Origin of the sequence: Natrinema caseinilyticum, from assembly GCF_024227435.1 — an archaeon.
GTDB lineage: Archaea > Halobacteriota > Halobacteria > Halobacteriales > Natrialbaceae > Natrinema > Natrinema caseinilyticum.
Genome location: NZ_CP100445.1, coordinates 3,622,093 through 3,642,481 on the forward strand (window position 1 = coordinate 3,622,093; position 20,389 = coordinate 3,642,481).

27 protein-coding genes and 1 tRNA gene are annotated in these 20,389 nt (G+C 60.4%); 19 read left to right on the plus strand and 9 right to left on the minus strand.

Translation table 11 applies throughout. From position 1 onward, the window contains the following. Window positions 1-144: 144 nt before the first annotated feature. Window positions 145-2,220: an ATP-binding protein gene (locus NJT13_RS17850; protein WP_254523141.1), complete on the plus strand. Its 2,076-nt coding sequence runs from the start codon at window positions 145-147 to the stop codon at window positions 2,218-2,220. Between the two features lie 301 nt (window positions 2,221-2,521). On the opposite strand, the gene NJT13_RS17855 is transcribed toward NJT13_RS17850, so the two are convergent. After that, the gene (locus NJT13_RS17855) at window positions 2,522-2,665 is read right to left on the minus strand and encodes a hypothetical protein (RefSeq protein ID WP_254523144.1); all 144 of its coding nucleotides are present in this window, start codon (window positions 2,663-2,665) and stop codon (window positions 2,522-2,524) included. 413 nt (window positions 2,666-3,078) lie between these two features. Here NJT13_RS17855 and NJT13_RS17860 point away from each other — a divergent pair, with 413 nt between their 5' ends. The 8 genes from NJT13_RS17860 (at window position 3,079) to NJT13_RS17895 (ending at window position 9,046) form a co-directional block, all read left to right on the plus strand. Further along, window positions 3,079-4,845, plus strand: a complete 1,767-nt coding sequence (locus NJT13_RS17860; RefSeq protein WP_425499818.1) for a Na+/H+ antiporter — start codon at window positions 3,079-3,081, stop codon at window positions 4,843-4,845. A gap of 123 nt (window positions 4,846-4,968) precedes the next feature. After that, complete coding sequence (locus tag NJT13_RS17865; RefSeq protein WP_254523149.1) at window positions 4,969-5,250, plus strand: ATP-binding protein; 282 nt, start codon at window positions 4,969-4,971, stop codon at window positions 5,248-5,250. 32 nt (window positions 5,251-5,282) lie between these two features. After that, the gene (locus NJT13_RS17870) at window positions 5,283-5,609 is read left to right on the plus strand and encodes a DUF5785 family protein (protein WP_254523151.1); all 327 of its coding nucleotides are present in this window, start codon (window positions 5,283-5,285) and stop codon (window positions 5,607-5,609) included. Window positions 5,610-5,687: 78 nt separating this feature from the next. Further along, window positions 5,688-6,458: a GTP cyclohydrolase III gene (locus tag NJT13_RS17875; RefSeq protein ID WP_254523153.1), complete on the plus strand. Its 771-nt coding sequence runs from the start codon at window positions 5,688-5,690 to the stop codon at window positions 6,456-6,458. 84 nt (window positions 6,459-6,542) lie between these two features. Beyond that, window positions 6,543-7,151 (plus strand): CBS domain-containing protein, encoded by a 609-nt coding sequence (locus tag NJT13_RS17880; protein WP_254523155.1) that lies wholly within the window; start codon window positions 6,543-6,545, stop codon window positions 7,149-7,151. 102 nt (window positions 7,152-7,253) lie between these two features. Further along, window positions 7,254-8,477: a phosphoglycerate kinase gene (locus tag NJT13_RS17885; protein WP_254523157.1), complete on the plus strand. Its 1,224-nt coding sequence runs from the start codon at window positions 7,254-7,256 to the stop codon at window positions 8,475-8,477. Continuing rightward, complete coding sequence (locus tag NJT13_RS17890) at window positions 8,446-8,961, plus strand: GNAT family N-acetyltransferase (protein WP_254523159.1); 516 nt, start codon at window positions 8,446-8,448, stop codon at window positions 8,959-8,961. The genes NJT13_RS17885 and NJT13_RS17890 overlap by 32 nt, the downstream gene beginning before the upstream one ends. 11 nt (window positions 8,962-8,972) lie before the next feature. Then, window positions 8,973-9,046, plus strand: a tRNA-Thr gene (locus NJT13_RS17895). Window positions 9,047-9,521: 475 nt separating this feature from the next. On the opposite strand, the gene NJT13_RS17900 is transcribed toward NJT13_RS17895, so the two are convergent. After that, a complete protein-coding gene (locus tag NJT13_RS17900; protein WP_254523160.1) occupies window positions 9,522-9,902 on the minus strand; it encodes a type II toxin-antitoxin system VapC family toxin in 381 nt (126 codons plus the stop codon). Continuing rightward, window positions 9,899-10,141: an antitoxin VapB family protein gene (locus NJT13_RS17905; protein ID WP_254523162.1), complete on the minus strand. Its 243-nt coding sequence runs from the start codon at window positions 10,139-10,141 to the stop codon at window positions 9,899-9,901. Before NJT13_RS17905 ends, NJT13_RS17900 begins: the two co-directional genes overlap by 4 nt. 109 nt (window positions 10,142-10,250) lie before the next feature. On the opposite strand from NJT13_RS17905, the gene NJT13_RS17910 reads away from it, so the two are divergent. From NJT13_RS17910 to NJT13_RS23550, 3 genes are all read left to right on the plus strand, one after another. Further along, the gene (locus tag NJT13_RS17910; RefSeq protein ID WP_254523163.1) at window positions 10,251-10,811 is read left to right on the plus strand and encodes a P-loop NTPase family protein; all 561 of its coding nucleotides are present in this window, start codon (window positions 10,251-10,253) and stop codon (window positions 10,809-10,811) included. After that, the gene (locus NJT13_RS17915) at window positions 10,812-10,970 is read left to right on the plus strand and encodes a DUF8156 family protein (RefSeq protein ID WP_254523165.1); all 159 of its coding nucleotides are present in this window, start codon (window positions 10,812-10,814) and stop codon (window positions 10,968-10,970) included. It abuts the gene before it with no gap. Between the two features lie 717 nt (window positions 10,971-11,687). Next, window positions 11,688-11,855, plus strand: coding sequence for a DUF7692 domain-containing protein (locus tag NJT13_RS23550; RefSeq protein WP_425499767.1), 168 nt, complete (start codon window positions 11,688-11,690; stop codon window positions 11,853-11,855). 36 nt (window positions 11,856-11,891) lie between these two features. Here NJT13_RS23550 and NJT13_RS17920 read toward each other — a convergent pair whose 3' ends face one another. Then, window positions 11,892-12,167, minus strand: coding sequence for a helix-turn-helix transcriptional regulator (locus tag NJT13_RS17920; protein WP_254523166.1), 276 nt, complete (start codon window positions 12,165-12,167; stop codon window positions 11,892-11,894). 182 nt (window positions 12,168-12,349) lie between these two features. On the opposite strand from NJT13_RS17920, the gene NJT13_RS17925 reads away from it, so the two are divergent. The 5 genes from NJT13_RS17925 (at window position 12,350) to NJT13_RS17945 (ending at window position 14,533) form a co-directional block, all read left to right on the plus strand. After that, window positions 12,350-12,730: a hypothetical protein gene (locus NJT13_RS17925; protein ID WP_254523167.1), complete on the plus strand. Its 381-nt coding sequence runs from the start codon at window positions 12,350-12,352 to the stop codon at window positions 12,728-12,730. A gap of 2 nt (window positions 12,731-12,732) precedes the next feature. After that, on the plus strand, window positions 12,733-12,909 hold the full coding sequence (locus NJT13_RS17930) for a hypothetical protein (RefSeq protein WP_254523168.1): 177 nt from the start codon (window positions 12,733-12,735) through the stop codon (window positions 12,907-12,909). After that, window positions 12,906-13,094, plus strand: coding sequence for a hypothetical protein (locus tag NJT13_RS17935; protein ID WP_254523169.1), 189 nt, complete (start codon window positions 12,906-12,908; stop codon window positions 13,092-13,094). The genes NJT13_RS17930 and NJT13_RS17935 overlap by 4 nt, the downstream gene beginning before the upstream one ends. Continuing rightward, window positions 13,091-13,489, plus strand: coding sequence for a DUF8112 family protein (locus NJT13_RS17940; protein WP_254523170.1), 399 nt, complete (start codon window positions 13,091-13,093; stop codon window positions 13,487-13,489). The genes NJT13_RS17935 and NJT13_RS17940 overlap by 4 nt, the downstream gene beginning before the upstream one ends. A gap of 195 nt (window positions 13,490-13,684) precedes the next feature. After that, window positions 13,685-14,533: a DUF8008 family protein gene (locus NJT13_RS17945; protein ID WP_254523171.1), complete on the plus strand. Its 849-nt coding sequence runs from the start codon at window positions 13,685-13,687 to the stop codon at window positions 14,531-14,533. 361 nt (window positions 14,534-14,894) lie between these two features. Here the strand turns inward: NJT13_RS17945 and NJT13_RS17950 are convergent, their stop codons facing one another. The 3 genes from NJT13_RS17950 to NJT13_RS17960 form a co-directional block, all read right to left on the minus strand. Next, complete coding sequence (locus tag NJT13_RS17950; RefSeq protein ID WP_254523172.1) at window positions 14,895-15,557, minus strand: DUF998 domain-containing protein; 663 nt, start codon at window positions 15,555-15,557, stop codon at window positions 14,895-14,897. Window positions 15,558-15,766: 209 nt separating this feature from the next. Continuing rightward, window positions 15,767-16,273 (minus strand): hypothetical protein, encoded by a 507-nt coding sequence (locus NJT13_RS17955; RefSeq protein WP_254523173.1) that lies wholly within the window; start codon window positions 16,271-16,273, stop codon window positions 15,767-15,769. Window positions 16,274-16,627: 354 nt separating this feature from the next. Further along, window positions 16,628-16,888 carry a hypothetical protein gene (locus tag NJT13_RS17960; RefSeq protein WP_254523174.1) on the minus strand — a complete coding sequence of 87 codons (261 nt, stop codon included), beginning with the start codon at window positions 16,886-16,888 and terminating at the stop codon, window positions 16,628-16,630. A 58-nt stretch (window positions 16,889-16,946) separates the two neighbouring features. Here NJT13_RS17960 and NJT13_RS17965 point away from each other — a divergent pair, with 58 nt between their 5' ends. Both NJT13_RS17965 and NJT13_RS23555 read left to right on the plus strand, forming a co-directional pair. Beyond that, complete coding sequence (locus NJT13_RS17965) at window positions 16,947-17,471, plus strand: Lrp/AsnC family transcriptional regulator (protein WP_254523175.1); 525 nt, start codon at window positions 16,947-16,949, stop codon at window positions 17,469-17,471. A 312-nt stretch (window positions 17,472-17,783) separates the two neighbouring features. Continuing rightward, the gene (locus NJT13_RS23555; RefSeq protein WP_425499768.1) at window positions 17,784-17,942 is read left to right on the plus strand and encodes a hypothetical protein; all 159 of its coding nucleotides are present in this window, start codon (window positions 17,784-17,786) and stop codon (window positions 17,940-17,942) included. Window positions 17,943-18,563: 621 nt separating this feature from the next. Here the strand turns inward: NJT13_RS23555 and NJT13_RS17970 are convergent. Together NJT13_RS17970 and NJT13_RS17975 are read right to left on the minus strand one after the other, a co-directional pair. Further along, window positions 18,564-19,244 (minus strand): DUF8127 domain-containing protein, encoded by a 681-nt coding sequence (locus NJT13_RS17970; protein WP_254523176.1) that lies wholly within the window; start codon window positions 19,242-19,244, stop codon window positions 18,564-18,566. A 602-nt stretch (window positions 19,245-19,846) separates the two neighbouring features. Then, window positions 19,847-20,251: a hypothetical protein gene (locus NJT13_RS17975; protein WP_254523177.1), complete on the minus strand. Its 405-nt coding sequence runs from the start codon at window positions 20,249-20,251 to the stop codon at window positions 19,847-19,849. Window positions 20,252-20,389: the final 138 nt, after the last annotated feature.

The following is a 20,389-nucleotide window of genomic DNA, read 5'->3' on the forward strand; positions in this document are numbered from 1 at the left end:
TTCGTCGGATCCTCCGATTCTCGTCGACTCGGCGACCGAACGAAGTGCCCCCGTGCGGTCAGAGTCGGCAGACGGAGGCCGAAAGGCAGTCGTCTCGGCGAAAATCCAGAACCGATAACTATCTGGCGGCGCTTTCGAGAACCTATGGCGCCTGGGACCGGGGTCGTTTCGGACGTCGGCGGACGACGGTCGATCCTCTCTCTCGGCGCGTTGTACTCCGCGATCGGCGTGATCTGGCCGCTCACACCGATCGGCGGTGCGAGGTCGATAGCGGAATCCCTCGTCGTTTTCTTCCTCGTCGCCGGCTCCGGCATCGTCCTCCTCCTGGGTGGGTATCGCCTCCCCGACGCCGATATCGATTCCGAGTTCGTTCCGCCTATCGCCACCTGGTGTCTCCTGGCCGTCGGTGCGATGGGGACGACCCTCGGCTTCGTCGCCCTCGCCGGACACGTATCCGACCCGGCGAGCAAATTCTTCATCTTTTCGGCGCTCGCTGCCGTCACCGGCTTCGGGGCGGGGAGACGCGATGCGAGAGCCAAGTCGCGAGCGTCCGTTCTCGAACGGCGCAACGAGGACCTTCGACGGACGAACGCGGAACTCGAGGAATCGGTCGATCGGCTCGAAGAATCCGAGCGGCGATACCGTCTCCTCGCCGAGAACGTCCCGAATGGGGGAGTCGCGCTTCTCGACGACGAGTTGCGCCACGTCCTCGTCGCCGGACAGGGCTTCGAACTGGTCGGCTCCAGTCCCGAAGACCTCGAAGGCGCCCGACTCCGAGACGTCTACGCTGCCGACATCGTCGATCGCCTCGAACCACAGTATCGCGCGGCGCTCGACGGCGAACCGACCGGTTTCGAACTCGAGATCGGCGAGCGAACGTTCGAGTTCCATACACACCCGTTGTCCACCGAAAATGGAGAGGTGTGCGCCGTATTGGTGATGTGTCAGGATATCACTAGACGGAAGAACCGCGAACGGGAACTCACGAAACGGATCCGCCAACAACGGGTCGTGGCCGACCTCGGACAGTACGCCCTCGAGACCGACGACCTCGACGAACTCATGCACGAAGCAGCGACGCGGGTGGCAGCGGTTCTCGATACCGAGTACTGCAAAGTGCTCGACCTCGACGAGGAGACGAACGAACTCCTCCTGCGTCAGGGTGTCGGGTGGAAAAACGGCCTCGTTGGGGCGGAGACGGTCTCCGCCGTCGAATCCGATTCACAGGCTGCGTACACCCTGGCACACGATCGCCCCGTCGTCGTCGAGGACCTCGAGACCGAATCGCGATTTAGCGGCCCTGAACTGCTGTCCTCCCACGGCGTCCGGAGCGGAGTCAGCACCGTCATCGGCCCGTTCGACGATCCGTGGGGGATCCTGGGCGTCCACGATACCGACCCCAAGCGTTTCAGCGAGGAGGACGTTACCTTCGTCCAGAACATCGCGAACGTCCTCGCGGAGACGATCGAACGCCACCAGTACCAGCACGACCTCGAGCGATCGGTTGCGGACCTGAAAGAATCCAACGAGCGCCTCGAACAGTTCGCCTACGCGGCATCTCACGACCTCCAGGAACCGCTTCGAATGATTTCGAGCTACCTCCAACTCATCGAACGGCGATACAGTGACGCGTTCGACGAGGACGGACTGGAATTTCTCGAGTTTGCGATCGATGGGGCAGACCGGATGCGGGGGATGGTCGACGGCTTGCTCGAATATTCTCGGGTGGAGACACGTGGCGACCCGCTCGAACCGGTCGATCTCGACGAGGTTTTCGCAGACGCGAGAGACGATCTTCGACTGGAGATTTCACGATCCGACGCAGAGATTTCGAGCGAGTCGCTTCCGACCGTCGACGGCGACGCGGACCAGTTACGGCACGTGTTCCAGAACCTGCTGAGCAACGCGATTCGATACAGCGGTGACGACCCCCCGACGATTCACGTCTCGGCCGAGCGAACCGGTTCACAGCGGGTGATTTCGGTCCGGGACGAAGGCATCGGGATGGATACCGACGAAGCGGATCGCGTATTCGACGTCTTCCAGCGGCTTCATAGCCGAGAAGACTACGAGGGAAGCGGGATCGGACTGGCCGTCTGTGAGCGTATCGTCGAGCGACACGGCGGCGAGATCTGGGTGGAGACGGCCCCCGGTGAGGGAGCGACCGTCTCGTTTACGTTGCTCGCTGTCGGCGAGCATCCTCCGAAGTCCGCTCCGTGAGACGAACTCTCCCGTTTTCGCTTCCTTTCGTTCTCGTTTTTCGAGGAGTGATTCGAACAGCCGACCTGGAACACCGAAACCCGAGGAGACCGTACTGGCATCTCACGCCGAAATTCGACCGCGGACGGACAGTCGTCGTGGGGGCGGTGCCGGAACCCGAGCGATCGATCTGCGAATCGTTTCGTCCGGAACGACACGGTCTCGCCGGATCGAAACGACACCACCCGTCTCGTTCGAACGTGTACCGACACCGATCGGTACACGGTCGGTCGGATCTCCCGTACAGAAACCGGAGCGGCAGCTACAGCGTGTCGATATCGTCCGGAAGGTCCTCGACGCCGTAGGCCTGTATCACCTGGCGAATGTGGAAATCCTTCTCCGCCGGATCGTCGTTCTGTAACGCCTTCTCGAGGTGTCTCTTGCTCCCCTTACTTAATCCCGTCATCTATCACAATGATACGCAATTCCATCGTTAAATAATGTACGATTTACTATAGATCTCTCCTTCGGTCATCGGCCTCGGAGACGCTTGCCCGCTCGATTCCGCAGAGGTCCGGCACTCGTGACGCCTCGTTCTTTCGATCGGGGGCGTCCGAACGATGCGTCAACTCGAGAATACGTCGGCGACGGCGCTGTGTGCCCGCCGCCACACTGCCGTCCGACGCGCGGTGGCGACCAGTGCCCGCTCGCCGTCTCGAGGCGGCGTTCGCATTCGCTGGACGCTGCTCGTGTTCGCTGGACGCGGTCCGCGTTCGCTGAACACCGCCCCGCGGACCGCTCACGACGACAACCGTCACAGAGCGCCTGCGGTCCGTTCGCTGCCGGCACAGAGTATTACTGTGCGGTACGTCTATCCCCATCATGGCAGTCGAAGTAGCCGCAGAATTGCTCGATCTGCTCTCCGTGTTTATCATCGCCGCGGGGGTGGGGATCTTCGTCGCCAAGGTCGGCCGGTTCCCGTACACCATCGCCTTGCTTCTCGCGGGGGTGACCGCTTCCATTCTCGAGTTGGGAATCGACATCGAGCTCAGCCACGATCTCATCTTGCTCGTGTTGTTACCGCCGCTTCTCTTCGAGGGCGCTGCCACGACCGATCTCGAGTACTTCCGCCGATATCTGGGCCCGATCCTGGCACTGGCGGTCCCCGGACTGATACTGGCGGTCCTCATCCTCGGCGTCTTCGGACAGTTCGTCTTCGGAATCCCGCTGCTCGTGGCGCTTTTGTTCGCTGCGATGATCCTGCCGACCGACCCCGTGTCGGTACTCGCGCTGTTCGAGGAACTCGGCGCGCCCGACCGATTGACCGTTATCGTGGAGGGCGAAAGTCTCGTCAACGACGGCGTCGGCGTCGTCATCTTCTCGACGTTGCTGGCCATCATCGTCGAATACGGCCCCGATACGGCGGCGCTGTTAGAGCCATCACGGCTCGTCGATTTCACGGTGGATATCGTCGTCGCGATCCTCGGTGGACTGGTCGTCGGCCTCGCAGCCGGGTACGCGGTGTATCGGGTGATGATCAACCTGGACGAGTACACGACCGAGATCGTCCTGACGCTCATCCTCGCGTACGGGAGCTTCCTGCTGGCCGAGCACATCCTCAGCAACGCGGTGCCCGGCGTTCAGTTCAGCGGCGTCATCGCGACCGTGGTCGCCGGCCTCTTCATCGGCAACCGCGGCGCGGAATACGCGATGAGCCCGCAAACGAAGATCGGCGTCTTCAACACCTGGGAGACGGCCGCGTTTCTGGTGAATACGCTCATCTTCTTGCTCATCGGTGCGAAAACCCCGATCGGCCAGCTCCGTACGCACGCCCAGCTCATCGCCCTGGCCATCGGTCTGGTCCTGCTCGCGCGTGCGCTGGTGGTTTACCCCGTCGTGGGCGTCGCCAATCGGCTCGTCGACGTGGACGTCTCCCTGCGGGACCAGCACGTCCTCGTGTGGGGCGGCCTGCACGCTTCGATCCCGATCGCGCTCGTTCTCGGGTTACCGGCGACGACCGCATCCGGCGCTCCGTTCCCGTTCCGGGAGGAACTCCGGGCGATGGTCTTCGGGGTGGCGGCGTTCAGCCTCGTCGTTCAGGGGTTGACGATGGGGCGGCTCCTGGATCGCCTCGACGTGATCCGCCGGTCGGAGGCCGAGGAACTGTACGAGACGCTCGTCGGTCGCGCCCGGATGGTCGATAGCGCGCTCGAGGCCGCCGACGAACTGCACGACAACAACCGGCTCCCGGGCGACGTCTACGACGACTTTCGCGCCGAGTACGGTCGGGAAAAGGAAGCGCTGCAGGAGGCGATCTCCGAGCTGTTGTCCGAACATCCCGAAATCCGTCGAGAGGAACTGCTCATCGGGGAGCGCCAGGTTCTCAAACGGGAAAAGAGCGCGATCATGGACGCGATGCGAACGGGCGTCATCGGCGACGAGGTGGGCCGGCCGTTGCTCGAGGAGGTCAATCTCAAACTGTCCCAGGTCGACCAGGGGCGGAGTACGGTCGACGAAACCGAAGAGGAGTACGACGAGTTCTGGCGCCAGCGGGCCCAGGAGTTCGGTCTTCGGTCCGCTTCGCTGTCCGAGCGAGACGAGTCGCGTGACGTTCGGTCGGCGGGCGACGGCGAGCCAACGGAGTGAGTGTCCAGTCGAACGGTGATTCGACGGCGTCACGCATCCGTTCGAACGAGACCGGACCCCGGCCCCGAACCGATCGACCTCGCGACGGTCGCTGAGGATCGTTGGGGCACGGAGCGACGGCCGATGCGGCGCGTCGCATCGAGACGGACGCTGTCGTTCGAGCCGAGCGATCCCGACTCGAACTGCTCCTCGAACGTCACGATCACGGTCGGTGACCTCACCGGCGATCGGAACCCGGGTTTTACGTGGCCGACGACGGCCGGGATATTCCGCGAACGGGATCGCGTGTTCGAGAGCGACTACTCGAGCACCAGCGACGAGACCGGTTTCGGGCTGTCGATCGAAGAGGAGGTCGCGGCGGGACGCAACTGGATCGTAACCGTCACCGACGGCGACGGAGAGTAATCCTTTTGCGGGACCCCTGCACACGTCCGGGTATGAGCAACGATTGGCCGGTCGATCCCGACGGTGAAGAGGGCAGCGAGGGGATGCGTAAGTTCGATATGCGGATCATCGCGGACAAAGTCGACGAGGAGGAGGACTTCCCGATGAACCGCGACGAGTTCGTCGACGAATACGGCGACTATCCGATCCGGATCAACTACAAGGAAGTCGTCCCCATGCGCGAAATCTTCGAGTACGTCGAACCCGAGGAGTTCGAGACGATGGTCGACATGCACAAGGCCGTCGGCGCGGCGATGCGCGCCGGCGATTTCTGGGACTACCACCCGAAGGGTGCGGACCCGGAGAAGAAACACGCCTAAACGGGCGCGTTCTCGACCCGTATCACGAATCTGGATTACGTATCACTTATACGACGCCGTTCGAAAGAATCGAGCACAGTGACCAACACGCAGGTAACGCTCGTTCAGATCGATAACTACGGTCCGTGGACGGTGACGCCCGAACCACGACGGGAGGCCGACCTCCAGACGATGCAATCGCGGCTGTACGCGGACATCTCTCAGTTCGTCGGCAATCGCGGCGGCTACACGTTCTTCACCCGGTTCGACAATATGATCGCCGTTACGAACGGCTGTTCGTTCGAGGATCACGCGCTTCTCCAGGAGTCGGTCGGCAACCGGTACCCGGTGACCTTGAGTCTCGGCGTCGCGACCGGAACGAACCCGGTCCAGGCGCTGTCAGACGCGACGGAACTCATCCAGGACGCCGGCAGCGCACAGGACAAGAACCGACGCGAGTGCCTCGAGGGCCGGGTCATCGAACCGCCCCATCGGGCCGACGGAGACGTTCAGATCGCACACTTCGACGTGATCAACGCGACCGGCAACTACACGGACGAACTCAACGCCTTCGATACGTTCATCGAGATCGAGCAGGGCTACGCGGAACTCATGCGACACATGCGCTACGCCCACGACAGTCTCTCGTTTTTCGTCGGCGGCGACAACGTCATCGTCGTCTGTCCCGACCTCGGGAGCGACGAGTACGAGGAAGCCCTCTCCCACGTCGAAGATGCGGTCGACGTCGAAATGCAAGTCGGCGTCGGTCGCGGAACGAGCGCCCACGAGGCCGGTTACGCTGCGAAACACGCCCTCGAGACCTGCCGATCCGACGGGACCCGGGTCGAACTCGAGTGGGAAACGGCCTGATTCCCGGCGACGGTGAACTTCACCGCCGTTTTTCTTAAGTGTAGCGGGGGTAGCTTTTAGCCCGTCCGTGCGAATCGTTCACACATGGAATCGGAACTGTCCGTCGGAGATGTCTTGACGACCGATTACATCGGCGTCAGCGAGTCGGACACCGTTCTCGGCGTCGTTCGACTCATGCGCGCGGAGCGAGCGAGTTGCACACTGGTCGTCCGCGGCACGGAACCGGTCGGCATCGTGACCGAGTGGGACGTCCTCGGCCTCGTCGCGGACGAGTCCGATCCCGCCGAAACGACCGTCGGGGCGGTGATGACGACACCGGTGATTACGGTCAATCCCGACCGATCGCTCACCGACGTCGCCACGACGATGGCCCGCGAGAACATTCGCAACGTCGTCGTCGAAACCGAAGACGGGATCGCGGGTGTCGTCACTCAGCGGGACGTCATCGCCGCCGCGGGCTCGTTCCAGTCGACGGTGGCCGCCGCTCGCTCGAGCGAGCCGCCGATCGACAGGGAACGCGAACTCGCCGAACCCGCGTCCGCCCGCGTGACTCCGGAGGCCGAAGGCCGGCTCGTGCCGAACGGCGGCGACGAGTACACGACACAGGGCGTCTGTGAAGCGTGCGGCTCGCTCGCGGATTCGCTGTGGGACGCCAACGGCCAACTGGTCTGTGCGGACTGCCGTGCGGTGTGATCGGTCGCTCGCCCCGCCGACGGCGTGCGTTGTGCCACCAGCCACCGTGGCCTATTTCTCCGATAGAAAGACCTTTCGGGTGTCGCGGTGGAGAAATCGACAATGATCGAGACCCTCGACGACCTGGACGTCGAAGGGACTACCGTCGGTGTACGCGTCGACGTCAATAGTCCGATCGACGACGATGGCAGGCTCGCAGACGACGCCCGACTGCGCGCCCACGTCGATACACTCTCGGAACTGCTCGACCGCAACGGCCGAGTCGCCGTTCTCGCCCATCAGGGTCGCCCCGGCGGCGACGACTTCGTCTCCCTCGAATCCCACGCCGACCGACTCTCGGACCTGCTCGGACAGCCCGTCGAATACGTCGATTCGACGTTCAGCACCGCCGCCCGCGAGGCAGTCAGGGACCTCTCGAACGGCGATTGCGTCGTCCTCGAGAATACGCGCTTCTACAGCGAGGAGTACATGGAATTCGACCCCGAGCGGGCCGCTCAGACCCACCTCGTCGCCGGACTCGAGTCCGTTCTCGACGCCTACGTCAACGATGCATTCGCCGCGTCCCACCGCTCGCAACCGTCGCTCGTCGGTCTCCCCACGGTCCTTCCCGGCTACGCCGGTCGGGTTATGGAAGCAGAACTGGACGTCCTGGGATCGATCGAAGAGACTCCCGAACCGCGCGTCTACGTCATCGGCGGCGCGAAAGTGTCCGACTCGATCGACGTCGCCTGGAGCGTCCTCGAGAAGGGGCTGGCGGACCACGTCCTCACCGCGGGCGTCGTCGGTAACGTCTTTCTCATCGCCGACGGCGTGGACCTGGGCGACGCCAGTTCCGATTTCATTTACGATCAAGGATACTGGGACGAAATCGATCGCGCTGCCGACCTGCTCGACGCCTACGGCGACCGGATCGCGCTCCCGCGAGACGTCGCCGTCGGTCGCAACGGCGAGCGCTACGAACTCGGCATCAACGCACTCCCACCCGGTGACGGCGAGTCCGCGATGGATATCGGCGGATCGACGCTGGAGTACTACCGGCGCATCCTCGACGACGCGGAGACGGTCATCCTCAACGGCCCCGCCGGCGTCTTCGAAGACGATCGCTTCCAGACGGGCACCCGACAGCTCTACGACGCCGCGACGGATATCTCCACGAGCATCGTTGGCGGCGGCGATACCGCCTCCGCGCTGCGCAAACTCGGCGTCGAGGGCTTCTCGCACGTCAGTACCGGTGGCGGAGCCGCGCTGCGAATGCTCACCGCCGAACCGTTGCCCGCCGTAACGGCGCTCCAGAATGCCCCGGAACAACCCGCAGCCGACGATTGAACCCGCCTCGCAGGACGACCTCGAGACTATCGCGGAGCTGTGGGTCCGGTTGGCTCGTGACCAGCGCGCGTACGATTCAGCCGTTCTCCCCGACGCGAACCGGGACACGATGCGCGACACGCTCGCAGCCTACCGGGTAACCGGCGAATTGCTCGTCGCACGGCTGCGCCGCGAGATCGTCGGCTTCGTCTCCGTGTCCGTCGAACGCGGCTCCCTCGAACTCGACGCCACCCGCGGGTTGCTCACGAACATCTACGTCGAGCCGGCCGTCCGGGACCAGGGGATCGGAACCGCGCTGCTCGAGGCCGCCGAGGACACGCTCGCCGAACAGGGCGCCGACGTCGTGCTACTCGAGGTGATGGCCGGCAACGTCGACGCCCACCGGTTCTATCGTCGGCGCGGGTACGACGAGTTCCGCGTGACGATGCGCCGGTCGCTCGAGGATCGGGACGAAAACGATACACACTCAAAGGAGGACGGCTAATCTCGGCCTGCGCCAGGGGAGCATGGGCGGTTCATGCACTCGACTTGTAATCGAGACTTCGTGGGTTCGAATCCCACCCCTGGCTTGGTGGCGCGAACAAATCGTAAACGCCACTCCTGTCTCTATCGGAGTTTTGAACAGTCGTCTCAAAAAGGCCAGCAGGCGCGGCCACGGTTGGGTTTTCCGACAGCACTCGTAGTGACACCCATCAGCCAGCTGTCGGAATCGCGTCACCCACAGGAGGTGTCGCGACACGATCGGTCGTTGGCGCGTGCGTTCCTCGAGGCTGCCGATGGGTGTTCGGTGACGGTTCGCGATAGCTACATCGAATCCGGGTGTGACTCGGTGGGTCTGCTCCAGGAGAGTCCGGATCGGATTGTACTCGATCACTGCGAGATCAACGGCGGTATCGATCTTGGAGAGGGCGAGTCGGTGGAGGGTACTTCAGTTAGCTCACTGCGATGCCCGTCAGGTAGGGGGGCGTGGACTGGTGATCGTGGGGAGGATAATGTGGCGTATTTGGCGGTGGACTCGAGTCCGGGTCTCGAGGAGCACCGACGTTAGTAAGAAATTGTCTCGAGTTCGTCGACGACCTCGAAATCGCTGTCGCGAGTGACCAGAGATGCGCCGTGATGCCGACAGACGCCAGCGATCATCACGTCCGCCACATTAATCGGATTTCCGTCCGTCAATAGTTCAGCGTGAATCTCCGCTGCTTCTCGAGTTGCACCAGCATCGAACGGCAATGGCTCGGTCCAACCGAGACCGTCTACAACAGCCCCAACTGAACCAGTGTCGGACCACGCGGCGTCCCGATATAGCTCGAAAAGAACGATGGTCGGTGTGTAGTATACCGGTTCCGTTTCTCTCTCCAAGAACGACCGGGTGTCGTCGTCTCCGCGAAGATAGTCGATAAGAAACGACGAATCCAGTGCGATCATGACTGGGTCTGCTCACGCCGCTTACGCCGCTCGTCGAACGCGTCCTCGAGTTCGTCTCGTGTACGGCCTGCGGCCTCGGCGAAGCCCTCGTCGTCGGCTACCATCCCGAATCCCCGCATGACGTCCTGGTTGCCCTCCGTTAGTCGGAGCACGGTATCTGTGAAACTCTCGCCCTTTCGTTTATGTGATTTCAGTCGCTCGTACGCTTCTTCCGTAATGGTCAGGGTCTTGGTAGCCATACGTGCACACGTAAACGTACGTCTAGCGTTTTAATAAACGTGTCGTCTGCTGGCAGCGCTCCGTGAATGCTAGACGTTTGGTTCGCCTCGAGCGACCGGGAACGGCGTGGTGGATCACACGCATGGCCATGCACAGACCGCGCCGCTTGCAGACGTTGCACCGAGTCGGCGCGTTCTGAAGAAGATCCAGATCGCTCGTGCATTCACCGCGTACCAGCACTACACGTTGTGCTCGAGGCTTCTGAAAGATCCCGACTACGGTGCTCTTGCGAGCGTCGATCAGGACGACGTCGGCCTGATCGTGGCACCGGCGGTGGATGTCCTCTATCGCGACGACGATCTCGACGAGAGTGAGTCACAGAGGATGGTCGTGTCGGCGCTGGCTCGATTGGCAGTTGCGACTCGACGATACGAGTGTCCGGTGCTGATCTCGAAGGCTCGAGACGACGAGTTCGCGGCGCCGATCGACACCCCCGTCGACGAGCGGATCCAGTGTCTCGAGACCGACGAGGGGGCTCGATTCATTGGTGGGAAGTTCGAATCGCTGATCTACCCAGTCGGCAACGGAATGGTGCAGATGACGCTCGCGTTCTGGAAGCAGATACTCGAGACCCGTGAGCCGGCGTATCCGACGCCGATCACAGCGGAATCGATCCAGGAGGTGGCATAGATGGGGAAGACGAACCCCACCTATCGCGACCAGTTGCGTCGACTCGAGGAGGACTGGCAGCCATTCCGGCGGGCACTTCGTGTGCAGTACCAGGAGGAATTCGACCAGTTATTTGACGAGGCGCGACAGTTCGCGGATGCAGCGGGGGATTCAAAATGAGATGGCGGTGATGGAGCCGTTCTTACTGAGCGTGTGTCTCGCTCAAGAGCGTCGGATTAGGGAACTTGAAACGCGCCTCGAGGATGGCCAAAGTGGGTGAAATTGGGTACATTAGGTGGCGCGGCAAATCAGTGTTCGTTCAACCTAGTGTTGATCACCGCTACGGTGTCGCCAAGGCGACAACGCTAAAAAATTACAGCACCTACCCCCTATCGCTGCACACAGATCTCCAGTTGATGCACATGAAACAAGAGTTATGCGAACTTTTTCTCGAGAGGAGTTGCAAACTCTGAACGCAATTTTCCATCATATCGATGCTCCACGGCGGGGCTTTCGTGGTTTCACAACGAGTGAATATACAACGTCACCCATAACAATCGAGGATATGGCAGATATACCGGATAAGTTATCAACTCCTATCAACGAACTTTGGCGTGAAGCAGGTAGGAGTGAAGGCACCCCTCAATTTGAAAAGGGTAAATGGATCGGGCCGGACGTGTAGCGTCGTAGAGTAGAAGTCCTTCTTCACCCCCTGGGCTTGGATGGCGATAGAAACCCCTTCCTCGAATGCACACAAGCCGTGGCTCGTCGTGTGCATTTCTTGATCCGATTTACCACTTGAACCTTTTTTACATATTCGATTGACCACGCTCTCCGTCCCTTCTGGACAGAAATGACCTGTTTTGTAAGTCGAAAAACGAAGATTTCGAGTGTCGTATGTGCGAGTATGTAGATCAGGGTCGACAGCAACGATGCCGATTGGACGCAATCAATCGAGTAGTCGACTTCTGCAACTGTAACAACACGAAAGCAATCATGAGTACTTTCGACAGAGTTCCACGTTCGCTCAGGTTGCTCGCCGCGTTCTTTAGCGCAAAAACTTAACGCTCGAGGCGGAGGTTGATGCCGACAGACAGCTGGCTACTTATCATCTATTCCCTCGCGTGGATCCTCAACGAACCTGAACTCTCGAGTTGGTTCGTGGATGAGTTCAACGAAGCCTGCAGCTTCGAGTACCTCGAGACGGTTGTAAACGCTGTTTCTCGAGAAATCAGTCTCGTCGACGAGACGGCCCTTCGTAGCGATTCCCCACGGTTCATCGCCTCCGTGCCCCTCCTTAAGTACATCAAGGATGGCACGATCCGTCCGTGTCAGGTCATCCGCATCCATTTCTTCGGGTGACAGTGCAGTCGCCATAGGCATAAGTCCCATTTGTGCGCACTAAACCGTTTTGGAATAGATTGGTTGTATAGGTGGGCATAATGCACAAATATTATGTTACTGGCGAATAGACTATGAAGTAGAGACACAGGGTGGCCGGGAAAACCGATTCTCGGCCGGGTGCTGGTACACCCGACCTGTGTCCTCAGAGAAGGACAATGTCGACTACAACCCCATCAACGGAAGAAGTTTCGGATAGAGACGCACAGACCGACAACCCACCCCTCGAGCGGCGTTCGTGGAACTACGGCTACGTCAGCGAAGACACCGAAGGCCGACACCACCACGTCGACCGAAAGCTCGACCGCATCGTCGTCACGGAATCCCGAGCCAACCGCGACGACTCCGGCGCCGTTCCGGTATTCTCACTCGAGGACCCGATCATGCACACAGAAGCCATCGAACTCGGACCGATGGGCGAAGGTTGTGAGGACCTTCAGCGCTGGATCCAGTTCATCAACCAGGAGTGTGGCGGCTGGGCCGACCGACCCGTCTCGGCAGCCGACCAGGCACAGGACATCCTCGAGGAGGCCCTCTAACGATGGCCGCCAGAGACCGACACCAGAGCCTCCGCAGTGAGCAACTCGAGCGCGAAGCCACACGCCAAATCCGACTCCTCGCAGAAGCGAAGGCGGTCGCCGGCCCAGAGCCCGACGGCTCCACCCCCACGACGACCGACAACCCAACGATTAACGAGAGCCCGGAGGTCGAAGCATGACCTCCGGACCCGACCATCCGATTCGCGTCCGTCTCGAGGAGGTCCTCGCAGACGTGTGGGTTCTCGACGGTGAGATAATCGAGCCGCTGTCGCTCGAGCCTGCAATCCGAAATATCGAGGAGACCATCGAGGTGTACAAGCGCATCGAGGCAGACGACTCTTACTCCACGGAGGACGACCAATGACGGACTCCTCCCTTTGGCTGGCGTCAGTCTGTGACGACGCTCTCGAGTCACTCGACGACCAGCCACAACCGAAGCCTACCGAGACCCTCCATCAGTATTTCCTCAAGCAGCAGTTCGAGGGCGCACGCATTGCGGGAGGAGAGACCGTCCCCTGCTACGACTGCGGGGACCACCTCTACGAAGGACGTCCAGTAAGCGTTCGAGCCTGCCGGCACTCCGACGAGCCAGCCTACACGATCGCGGCTGTCTACTGTGCCGGCTGCGCTCCGACGGAGCTGACGGAGACCGCGCACGGACGGGAGGACGTCCTCCTCGAGGCCGATCTCGGGCTTGCGATGGCGGGTCAGACGCACTGGACGATCCTCGTCGATCCGACAGTCGTGGCCACTGCCTGAGCACCACTCCCTCGCATAGCCTCCCTGAACGGTGCTTCCCTCACGAACGGCCAGTCACCAGTGGCCACGTCGCCAGCAGTCGCCTCGCCCTCGAGACGGGCACAGTTCCCGTCGCGATAGCGGCCGCTCCGTGACTTCTGGTCGACCTCCGAACTCCGTTCTGGCGCACGATTTTCGACTTCATCCACTTTCCCGATGACACCTAACACACCCGACAGCGACGCATCGATTCACGACCGACTCGAGCAGCTCGAGGCACGTATCGACGATCTCGAGAGCGAGAACGACGCCCTTCGAGAGACCGTCACCGAGCAGAGCGATCAGATCGAAGCCCAGCAGGAACAGATCGAGACCCTCGAGACGGAGAACACACGCCTCGAAGCAGTCGCGCAGGCCGCCCTGAAGAAAGGAGGTGCGAACAAAGCGCGTATCGCCGAACTCCAGACCAGAGAACTCGAGAAAGGTGCCCATTTCCTCGCCGATCACGTCGACCCCGACTCGCTTACAGACGGAGTCGATCGTCTCGAGCGATTCACCAAAGAGGACGACACCTACATGCGGATCCCCGACTCCGATGACCCACTCGACCGCAGTGGATCGGTCACGCTATCCTACGGCGATCTCCTGCCGATCCAGCAACTCGCACAGATGGACGACGACATGCTCCGGTCGTCGACGAACTCCTTGCCGTCACGATTGGCCGCGAAACTCTGGCGTGCGCGGAGTGATCCCAGCGTAGGCGACAACCCGTGGCAGAAGGGGTGCAAGGATGTCCGTGAATACGTCAAAGCCAGCGAGATGAAACACTGGATTCGCCGCGAGGAGAGCGGCGTCAACGACGCCTACGCGAAGAAGCTCGTCTCGAGGACGATCGATGCCCTGCTCGAGTTATCGAAGAATCGGCTGGCGATTCGCAAGCGGACCGAACGAAAGAACGGCCTGCCGTACACGGAGCGTCGAGTGCTGCTGAAGGCGGGTGTGTCGATCCCTGGGGAAACTGCTGAATCGGCTGACTCACCGGAGACGGCTGACGTCCACGGATAGGACTGACCACAGGGATCGGCCACCACACAACCGGGCTCGTTCAGGTTTCCGGGACGAGTGATACACTGCGATCGAGGTTGTACGTGTGGTCTCGTTACGTGTTAGTCTCTCGTTCGATCGGTCGACGTCGGCCCGAACTCGAGACGGGGTTGGCGTGTTCCCCGAGGACATCAGGTGTCACTGGCTCTCGAGGACGACTGTCGGAACGCAATCGAGGATCGAAGATAGTCACGCCGGTGTAACGTCTCGGGAGTGGTGGCCGATCGGAAGACCGATATCGATTTCGTCGGTCGTGTTGGAATCTTCAATCGACGACAATTCTCAGAGGTCGTGTTGAATACACAGCGCGTATCGTCACTGGTCAGAACGACGCAGAGTTGGTATCAGCGATTCCCAACAGGTAGCCTCCAAAGGCGAGAATCCAAAGAACGAGTGGATAGACGACCCAGCGCTCGATTCCCCCGCTCCCAAGAAACGCCAGCGGGTGCGGGCCACCGATAACGAGTCCATAGACGAAGACGCTCACGAGGACGAGAAGGGAGATGCCACCGAAGAGGCCACAAAGAACGGAGAACGGTCCGGAGACGACCCGTGACGAGAGAACGACTGTGATACCGCCACTAAAGAAAGTCAGAAGCGCGAACAACCCGTGCCACGGAGTCACGTTGCCTGGAAACACGCCGACGCCGAATATGCTGACTCCAAAAATAACGAGTCCAATCGGGAAGTCACGGCGATCCATAGCGCGAGAGACGAAATAGGCGGCAACCAGCACGAGTGCCCCCGTTACCAGCATCGTACTATTAAAGATCGTTGCGGAGGGCTCGTGAATAATCGGATCTGGTGGCCGCGTCGATCCGAGGTCACTGATGTCCTGTCGCGTCGAATAATTCGGATAGAGGACTTCTGCCGTGATGATCCCCATGAAGGCAACGAATCCGGACAACACCATGCTGAATCCTGCGATCGTCACTTCCGAATCCACGGGTCGTGGCGGAGTTCCAGTAGGGGTAGAATCACTCATTGACGAGCAAACGTACTTCCGCTCGGGAGATAAGACTATGCGGGGGTGAACTGAGTGCATTCCTGCTGACCACCCTCTGTATGCAGCACGCAGATCTTGGCAAAAACTCGGTAGTTCGAACAGGTTCCCGTTTCTTACAGCATGGAGGTACTCACAGTAGTCGTACAATCGATCTTCCCTGTAGTGAGGGCTGCCAAGATATCACGATGCTATATGGCCGCATAAATGACGACCAACACGACCGGGACGGCCATCAACGTGATTGCGCTCACGATCGGTCGATCACGTCGAGACGCCGCTGCAGTGTAGAACCCGGCAAAGACGGCGACCGTTCCGAGATACCGTAACAACTCCGCTAGACGGAGTTCAGCGCCACCTGACAACAGGATGGCCGAGACCCCGACCGCTCCCGCTAATGCGGGCCCAGCGATGAACCAGGCGATATCCACAATCCGCTGGGCAAGGAACCCCCATACTGCGACGGCGCCGATTTCCCAGGCCGCCGCTGTTGGACGGGTGCGGACGTACGCGAGGGTTGCGACTACGATGGGCGCCAAAGTGACGATTCGTCCCAGTTCGATCGACAAGGTCGTCGGTTGTGTCGATAAGAACACCTGCAACGCCAGCCCGAGCACGATGATGCCGCTCAGCAAGCCAGCAAACGTTCGCCTGTCCAGGTCGGCAACTGACGAGCGAGACAACACTGAATCCGACATACTACACTATCTTGAAAGAGCAATAAGTATTTTCTGTATTATAAGAACGTGAAGAGAATCGGCTGTTGTCATCGTCGCTCGAGCATCCAGTTCCTCGGACGAAGGACGAACGATCAATGCGCACGTGTGGTGTGCGGATGGCTCACCGCTTTCGGCGTGAAACGAACGAAGTCGTCGTGCTGCACTACTGCTCTGTATTCAGCGGTCCATTGCCCCTCAGAATTACGGACAATCGCTCTCCTCGTGTGAAATAGCAAGGGTTCACTCCGAGTTGTGGACCACGCACGTAATGACGAGTTCGCGGCGGCGAGGCTCCCGCCCGCGAACTCGCCACCGACAGTGTCGACGGGTCGATCAGCACGCTTCCGTGGCACCGTGATCCAGAGGAGGGCCCACGCGTCGACGTCCGCGCGTCACATCTCGTCGACAAGTTGGGATTTGGACGCCCGAAAGCTCCTCGAGAACGTCGAGGTCCGCTCGCGGTCGCCCGCCGGCAGCCGAATAGTCGCCGCCGGCAACCCTGAATACCCAGCGGACGACGACGTCGTCGAGGTCGTCACTCGAGTCCACGAACGTGATGGTGCCGAAGGCGACGAATTGGGTGGGGTAGTTCACGGGGCCTGCGAAGTAAACGAGTGCAAATATTCTTGCTCGTGGGTTCGGAAATCACACTATGGGCGACGATTCCGCACCTGAGAGACAGACGGAAGTTGACGCGGAGACCGATGCGGAGGTCGCGTTAGACGAGGTAGATCGGGGAGTCCTGTACGCGCTTCAGCGGGACGCGCGCAACATCACGATCCAGGAAATCGCAGACGAGGTGGCAGTTTCCGCAAGCACGGTTCGAAACCGAATCGACAAGTTGGAAGGTTCGAACGTGATAGAGGGCTACGCCCCCCAGATCAACTACGAACGCGCTGGCTTTCCGTTAAAACTCCTGTTCGTTTGCACGGCTGATCCCGACTCCCGTTCGACCGCCGCACGGGAGATACTGGAAGTCGGAGGCGTCATCGACGTAAACGAGATGGTCACCGGCGAGCGTAACCTCCACGTTCAGGCCGTCGCCACGGCCACCAACGATCTCACGCGCATGACCGCGCAGTTGAACGAGTACGGTATCACGATCCACAGTTCGGAGATCATCACCAACCACTACGCTCAACCCTGGGGCCACTTCGAGATGTCCGCAAACGACTAGCGATTCTACGGATCGCGGGTGGAAAATTCCGTACGATATCCCGATTTAGCTGCGGAATTTGCAACGTATTGGTTGTGTTATGCACAACACTCTTAACGATATAATTGGTACGCACACGTGTGTCATGACTAATGAAAAGGGGAGATGGAGCGCGCCGATGTTGGATGACGCGTTCGACGCATTGGCGAGTCGTCACCGACGGCGGATACTCGTCGCACTCCTCGAGCACAATCCCCGATCAGATGGAGTCCAGGCCGAAGGGGCACGGAAGGAGAGCTACTCAGAGGGGAACGTGACCGCCTGCAGACTGCCATGCACCACAAGCACCTCCCAAAATTAGAGGCGTATGGATTCATTCGCTGGGACAAGAACAGACACGAGGTAGAGAAGGGGCCCGAGTTCGAGCACATCCGACCACTCCTGGAGTTGCTCGACAGCCATGCGACTGAATTCACGGGCGAACAGCCGTAAGTGAGCTGCGACACTACTGGAACAATCTTCTGAAAACGACAGTGGAGGCGGTCCCAGGTAGACGACTGCCGAGAATTCGAACACATCGGCGACGCCGCTCGGCACACGCGTTCTCGAAGCCGTCGCAGAACGCGACGGCGTCACTCCGACCGACCTTCCCTTCCCCTCTCCGAAGGCAACGATCCAGAGGCGCTCGACTCGATTTTCACCGTTGGCGTTGGTCACTTCGTGTTCCGTATTGCGGGGACAGGATAACTAACGGTGTACGGTGACGGACGGATCGAGATCGACCACAGCGACAACGCGTGAGTAAATGGGTATGGGTAGTCGAAAGGGAGCCCCGCCGAACGATTGGATTCTGTTTCGAGTTGGGTGGCAACGGCTCCGCACTCGTTCACGCAACTCTCACTGGTCCTCGAATCGTCCCGACCTTGCGACTCATCTGTGATCGCGCTCGTGTCAGCCGTATGCCTACTGAGGAGGCACGGAACCTCGTCACCGCGATCAGCCCGCATCGAATGGGACGACAGCCCCGCCGTCTCCCAGTTGTTGCCACTTCGAGAGTGACCTGTTGGCCTCTCGGTCGATCGGACGACGACCGGATGATTGTCCGAGCGGGTGTCATTTGATTCGGTGACGTTGTCCTCGGAGGACCAGTATCACACCGATAATCCCGAGCAGCCACTGCAACACGACGACCGTCAGGCGCCGCTCTGTTCCTCGATACTCGTGATACGCAGTCGGGTAGACGACGTAGTAGCGGTCACCGGCCTGGACGAGTTCGTGAGTGCCGGAGAGTTCGTCGCTCGTCTCGTACGCGCCCGTCTCGATAGCCGTTCGGACGCCCCGATTAGTTCTCGAAAGCGGCGTTGCGATACCATCGAGTGCGTCCTCCCGAGGGACGGACTCGAGTCCGTACCAGACGGTCCCGTTGTGGCCCACCTCGGTCGTGGGCTGGAAGAATCCCTCTCCCCAGACGTGGACGTAACTGTATTCGTGGTCCATGATGAGCCTCGTCGGCCCGTCGTACGTGATGCCACCGTTCGCGTAGATGGCTCGCTCGAGGGCACAGGACCGACTCGGTGAATCACCAAAACACGCAACATCGGAGTCGAGAGGAGGGGCCTCGATCGAGTGCGTGTAGGTGTCATTGGCAAAGAACTCGGCTTCACTCGCTTCGTATCGATACCTGTCCGGATCGCCGATGTCGTACGCGCTCACGACCAGCGGGTTCAGGACGAAGACGAATCCGACGACGATTGCGGCCTCACCGCGATATCGCGTAATAGAGGACCAATCCATGGGGAATCCCGTTCGTCGATCGTGTAAGTAGCTACGGATAAAAAAGATGTACTGTCCGTTCGCCACGATCTCGCCAAACTATCACCGGTCGAAGGTTGCATCTCTGCAGAACGTCCCCAACGAGGCCTCGTCACCGTTTTCCGGTTGGAGGGAAGGTTCCACGACCCCAGCTCAGACGGACTTTTGAATACTCCGTACTAAAGCGGCCGGTAGATGAACCCGAGGACGGACTTTCGATACCACCTCTCGTGACGTACACCACCCGGATCCCGTAATAGCCTCGTCCGATGGTGGTGTCGCGGCACGATCGGTCGGCGTCGGATAGTGCTCGAGACGGACTGTGGAGTGTTTCCGGACGACGTCGGGTGTCTGATCCTCGTCGTCACTCGAGTGCCGACGACTCTGTCTCGAAAAAGGCGCTCCAGGGGGCCGTTCTCCGAAACTCGAGTGTAGGGGCACTCCCAGATGAGTCGCGGCGAACGGCAGGAACCGGTTCGGGTGGCCCTATGGTAGTCGTTGAAACGATTTACCCACTGCTCGCCGGACGGCGGCCAGCGAGCACTCGCTGGCCGCGAATTCGCGGGCGGGGTATGCAATGACTTTCAACGTCTACTATGGCCGTCGATGAGTTCGCAGATCTTGAGTCGCGCGTTCTCACCGAGGTCGTGGATCTCGACTGCACCACTGCCGGAGTGATATTCGTATGCGTCGTAGATTGGTGCCGCCGAGTCGTTGACGTAGCCCTCGACGATCGCCTCGTCCCGCCGATAATTCCGCTGGATACTGTCGTTCCCTTCCACGTTGATAACCTCGACGTTCGCATCGGGAATCAGGAGTCCGTAGTGTGCTCGCCCGCCGTCGGCCTCGATGCGCGCAGTCCGTTTGTGCGTGTGGTCGGCGGCAGCACTGGACGTCGCGAACGCTCCGCCAGTGGCGACTGCGGCGGTCGCGGCGCCTTTTTTCAGTACCGATCGTCGATCGAACGGAAGGATACCATCATTCGACATGCAAGACGCAGCGTTCATGTTACCGTATAATAGTGTAGTCCTACTATTGCTTTCAGTTGTAGTTATTACTAGCACAAGTTGTCTATAGATATTGACAATAGCAACGAAAGTGTTTCGTGCGAACCGATTGCAAACGTG